Source organism: Piscinibacter sp., from assembly GCF_050175855.1.
In the GTDB taxonomy this organism is placed as follows: domain Bacteria; phylum Pseudomonadota; class Gammaproteobacteria; order Burkholderiales; family Burkholderiaceae_C; genus Piscinibacter.
Genome location: NZ_JBFXIO010000372.1, coordinates 1 through 5058, shown reverse-complemented (window position 1 = coordinate 5058; position 5058 = coordinate 1). Strand labels below are relative to the sequence as shown.

Here is a 5058-nt window from a genome sequence, read left to right as displayed (position 1 = left end):
GCTCAGGCGCCTGGCCAGTGCGGACGCCAGGCGGTTGACGATGCCGTAGATCGACAGCTGCGGATTGGCACCGATGCTGGTCGGGAAGATCGATCCGTCGTGCACCGAGAGGTTTGCGATCTGCCAGTGCGTGCCGTCTCCCCGAACGACACCGCGCCGCTCGTCGCCGGCCATGCCGCAGCCGCCCATCACGTGGGCGCTGACCACCCGGGTGAGCAGGGGCTTCATCGGCAGCGCGCCGATGGCTTCGCGTGCCTGCGTCCAGGAGCTATAGCGCTGCGCCATCTCGTGCACGGGCAGCACGCTCTTCGCGCCGGCCGCGAACTGGATCTCGGCCATGCTGAGGAAGGCACGCCGGGCGCCGTCCATCACGAAGTCGTTGAGCGGGTAGTCCAGCACCGGCGAGCCGTCGCCACGCAGGGTGACACGCCCGCCCGGCGACTCATCGTGGAAGCCGTCGCGCATCAGCGCCAGCAGCGCATGGGTCTTCGGGAACTGTGCGAGGAGGTCGGCCTGCTCGCTTCCGTAGCCGGGCAGGGACGACGCGAAGATCACCGGATGGATGGGCGGCGCCTCGAGCTTGTAGCCGATGGCACCCGTCAGCGGCTGCGTCTCGAGGAAGTGGTCGGAGTAGACGGTCTGCGGCGCGCCCTTCCAGCCCTCGATCTCGCGGTCGAACAAGGCGGCGGAGATCACCACCGGGTGGAGGAAGGTGCGCTTGCCGAGCAGGCCGTGCGGATCCGGCACCTTGGAGCGCAGCAGCAGCGCCGGCGAGTTGATGGCGCCCGCAGCCACGACATAGTGCCGGGCAACGATCCTCGTCTCATCGCCGCTCGTGACGCTGCCGTCGAGGGAGACCGGCACGCAGCGCAGGGCCTCGATGCCGTCGCCGCGGAGCGCGAAGGATTCGGCACGCGTCTGCACGAGCAGCGTCGCGCCGCGCTCCAGCGCGGCCGGGATGGTGGTGACGAGCATCGACTGCTTCGCGTTGGTGGGGCAGCCCATGCCGCACGAGCCCAGATTCCAGCAGCCCCTGACGTTGCGCTGGATCATCGCGGCGGCGATGCCCAGCGAGGCCGCGCCGCGGCGCAGCAGGTCGTTGTTCTCGTTGGGCGCCATCAACCAGGGGCCGACGTTCAGCCGCTTCTCGGCCTGCGCGAACCAGGGCGCGAGTGCTTCGGCACCGTAGTCCGCAAGTCCATAGGTGGCTTGCCAGTGCGCAAGCGTCGCCCCGGGCGTGCGGAACGAACTCGTCCAGTTCACCGTGGTGGAGCCGCCCACGCAACGGCCCTGCAGGATGTTGATTCCCTTGTCCGCCGTCTTGCGCGCGGCGCTCTCCTGGTAGAGCGTGGGATAGGCCTCACTCTCGCGTTGGTGGAAGTCGGTGCTGCTGCGCAGCGGGCCTTCCTCGACGATGACCACTTTCAGACCGGCCTGGGTCAGCAGTTCGGCGGTGATGCCGGCGCCCGCGCCGCTGCCGACGATGGCCACGTCGCACTCGATGCGGGCCGGCAACGGGCCGTGGTCCGCGCCGAGGACCTTCCAGCCACGGGCCAGGCCGTCGCGGATGGGGTCGGGCAGTCGGCTCATCGAGGAGGCTCCGTCAGATGTCCAGCGGACCCGGGTAGCCCATGTGGACCCAGGCCGAAGGATCGGAAAAGTAGGCCGCGTTGGTGAGGTCGCGCAGCGCATGGTAGGCCTGCTGTTTCAGCGACAGCGACGAGAGGCGCAGCGCTTGCAGCGAACGCTGTACTTCGGCAACGCCGGCCTGCGGCCAGGGTGTGTTGAGCCCGACGAACACGACACGCCCGGGCGCGCTGGACAGCAACGCCAGCAGTTGCGAGAGTTCGGCGCGGGTCGCGGCCGGAAAGGCGGCGATCGCCGCGTCGAGCCGCTGGAGGTGGGCGTCCAGCGCCTGTTCGCGAAGCGCCGCGTGGGCAGGCAGTGCCCCATCGAGCACCGCACGCGCCACGGCTCGCATCAGCACTCGCGCGTCTTCGCTGAGGTGTCCTGCGCGCAGTCCCGGCTGCCACAACGCTGCGCCGCCTCCTGCGATGGCCAGGACGACGCCGGCGCCGAGTCCGAGCTTGAGCAAGGTTCGCCGTTGCATGGGCGGCGAGTGTTGCACCATTCAGGCAGGGTGGCCTAGAGCGCATCGACTAACCGGGGCGCTCGCAAACCCGGGGCCAGCCGCTACAGTGCACTGACTGGAAGGAGACGGCCGCGCGATGTTCGAAGACGCTCAACGAATCCTCGTCGAGCTGGAAGTCGTCAATCGTGAGCGCGCCCAGCGCGTGGCCGATCCGTCGCTGGCGGCCAGCGTGGTGGCGTTGAAGGCCTACCAGCAGCAGCGCTTCGCGCGCAGCTACGCGGATCTGCTGGCGAGTCCGCGCTATGCCGCCGCCGCACGCTTCTTCCTGGATGAACTCTACGGTCCCAAGGACTTCAGCCAGCGTGACGAGCAGTTCGCTCGCGTCGTGCCGGGGCTGGTGCGGCTGTTTCCTCGGGAGATCGTCGAGACGGTCGAGGTGCTGGCGAAGCTGCACGCGCTGTCCGAGACCCTCGACACGGTCATGGCTCGGCATCTGGTCGGGTCGGCGGTCGACCGGCATTCTTACCTCCGGGCTTGGCAGGCCACCGGCCAACCGCAGGCGCGCGAGCAGCAGATCGACTTCACCCTCGCCGTCGGCCGGGATCTCGATCGCCTGACCCGCAAGCCACTCATTCGCGCCAGCCTGCACCTCATGCGCGGCCCGGCCCGCGCGGCCGGCCTGCCGGCACTCCAGCAGTTTCTAGAGACCGGCTTCGACACTTTCAAGGCCATGGGCGGCGCCGCGGAGTTCCTCGCCACGGTCGGCGCGCGCGAGCGCCAGCTTGTGCGGGCGCTCTTCGATGCGCGCGACGCGGCCGATGAGGACAGTGGCGCGTTAGGACAACTCCCGTAGCCACGCCGCCCCCATGCCGCGAGCATCTGCGCTCACCACGGACGGAGGATCCTCCTTGATTGCGACCGACGCCAAGCCCTGGCTCGCCAGTTATCCGCCGGGCGTTCCCGCCGAAATCGACGCCAGCAGCCATCGCTCCCTGACCGAACTCCTCGAGGAGGCATTTCGCAAGCATGCACGTTCGTGCGCTGCGGTGTGCATGGACAGCGAGTTGAGCTTTGCGCAACTCGACGAGTTGTCCTCGGCGCTCGGTGCGTGGCTGCAGTCCAAGGGCCTGGCACGCGGCTCTCGCGTGGCGCTGATGATGCCGAACGTGCTGCAGTACCCGGTGGCCATCGCGGCGGTGTTGCGAGCGGGTTACGTGGTTGTCAACGTCAACCCGCTCTATACCGCTCGGGAGCTCGAGCATCAGCTGAAGGATTCCGGCGCGGAGGCGATCGTCGTTCTGGAGAACTTCGCCAGCACGCTGGCGGAAGTGGTCGATCGAACGGCTGTGAAGCACGTCGTGCTTGCGGCGATGGGCGACCTGCTTGGATTCTGGAAGGGCCAGATCGTCAACCTGGCCGTGCGGCATGTCCGCAAGATGGTGCCGGAGTTCAGCTTGCCGCTGGATGGGGGACGGACGGTCACGCGCTTCAACATGGCCATCGCCGAAGGGACGCGGCTGAGTCTGCGGCGCGTCGACATCGGCCCGGATGACATCGCCTTCCTGCAATACACGGGCGGGACGACCGGCGTTTCGAAGGGCGCCACCCTTCTTCACCGCAACGTGGTGGCCAATGTGCTTCAGTCGGAGGCTTGGTTCCAGCCCAAGCTCGATACGCTGCCGGCATCACGCCAGTTGACCGTGGTCTGCGCGCTCCCCCTCTATCACATCTTCGCGCTGACAGCCTGCTTCATGCTTGGTGCCCGGCTGGGGATGAAGAATCTGCTGATCCCGAACCCGCGCGACATTCCGGGTTTCGTGAAGACCCTGTCGACCCACCGCGTGAGCATGTTCCCAGCGGTCAACACCTTGTTCAACGCACTGGCCAACGACCCTGACTTTGCGCGGCTCGACTTTTCGGATCTGGTGATCTCCAACGGTGGCGGCATGGCGGTGCAGCAGGCGACGGCTGAGAAGTGGCGCAAGGTTACGGGCTGTGTCGTCGTGGAGGGCTACGGGTTGTCAGAGACTTCTCCGGTCGTGACCATCAATCGCTTCGACAACGACGAGTTCACCGGCAGCATCGGCCTGCCCGTTCCTTCGACGCTGGTGTCCATTCGGGACGACGATGGCCGCGACGTGGCGATCGGTCAGCCTGGAGAGATCTGCATCAAGGGGCCCCAGGTCATGGCTGGCTACTGGAATCGGCCGGACGAAACAGCCAAGGTCCTGACGCCGGACGGCTTCTTCCGCTCCGGTGATGTCGGCGTGATGTCCGCCGATGGTTCGATCAAGATCGTCGATCGCAAGAAGGACATGATCCTGGTGTCCGGGTTCAACGTTTATCCGAACGAGATCGAGCAGGTGGTGAGTCTCCACCCCGGGGTGCTGGAGTGTGCGGCGGTGGGCGTGCCGGACGAGAAGTCCGGCGAAGCGGTCAAGCTCTACGTGGTGCGGCGCGACGCGGCCCTGTCGGAGTCTGATCTGATGGACTACTGCCGAGAGAATTTCACGGCGTACAAGCGGCCGCGGCACGTGGAGTTTCGGGACGAACTGCCAAAGTCCAACGTCGGAAAAATTCTGCGGCGAGAATTGCGGGGATAGCAGCCCGTCCGCGGCCGGTAGGTTGCGCGATATCCCGGCGGCAAAGAAAAAAGCCCCCGTCAATCAGACGGGGGCTTTCTCTTTATATTAGCCTGACAATGTCCTACTTTCACACGGGAATCCGCACTATCATCGGCGCTGAGGCGTTTCACTGTCCTGTTCGGGATGGGAAGGAGTGGGACCACCTCGCTATGGTCATCAGGCTTAACTTGTTGCCACCCTGTCATCGGACAGGGTAGCCAATTCGCAGAGTCTGAATCAGTCTGATTGCGTACCGATCATCCTTGAAGATCGGCAGAACAGCTTTCACTCAATACCTCGACCTGTCGGTCAAAGTTATAGGGTCAAGCCTCACGAGCAATT

4 protein-coding genes and 1 rRNA gene are annotated in these 5058 nt (G+C 66.1%); 2 read left to right on the top strand and 3 right to left on the bottom strand.

Translation table 11 applies throughout. The features are described 5' to 3' along the window. Positions 1–1590, bottom strand: a 1590-nt coding sequence (locus AB7U92_RS21685) for a GMC family oxidoreductase N-terminal domain-containing protein (protein WP_428581964.1), incomplete at its 3' end; no start/stop codon positions are given. Positions 1591–1603: 13 nt separating this feature from the next. Further along, positions 1604–2110, bottom strand: a complete 507-nt coding sequence (locus AB7U92_RS21680; RefSeq protein WP_428581961.1) for a hypothetical protein — start codon at positions 2108–2110, stop codon at positions 1604–1606. Between the two features lie 118 nt (positions 2111–2228). On the opposite strand from AB7U92_RS21680, the gene AB7U92_RS21675 reads away from it, so the two are divergent. Next, complete coding sequence (locus AB7U92_RS21675; RefSeq protein ID WP_428581958.1) at positions 2229–2945, top strand: FFLEELY motif protein; 717 nt, start codon at positions 2229–2231, stop codon at positions 2943–2945. 55 nt (positions 2946–3000) lie between these two features. Next, positions 3001–4695 carry a long-chain-fatty-acid--CoA ligase gene (locus AB7U92_RS21670; protein WP_428581956.1) on the top strand — a complete coding sequence of 565 codons (1695 nt, stop codon included), beginning with the start codon at positions 3001–3003 and terminating at the stop codon, positions 4693–4695. Between the two features lie 90 nt (positions 4696–4785). Here the strand turns inward: AB7U92_RS21670 and rrf are convergent. Next, positions 4786–4898: ribosomal RNA gene (gene rrf, locus AB7U92_RS21665) — 5S ribosomal RNA — on the bottom strand. Positions 4899–5058 lie beyond the last annotated feature (160 nt).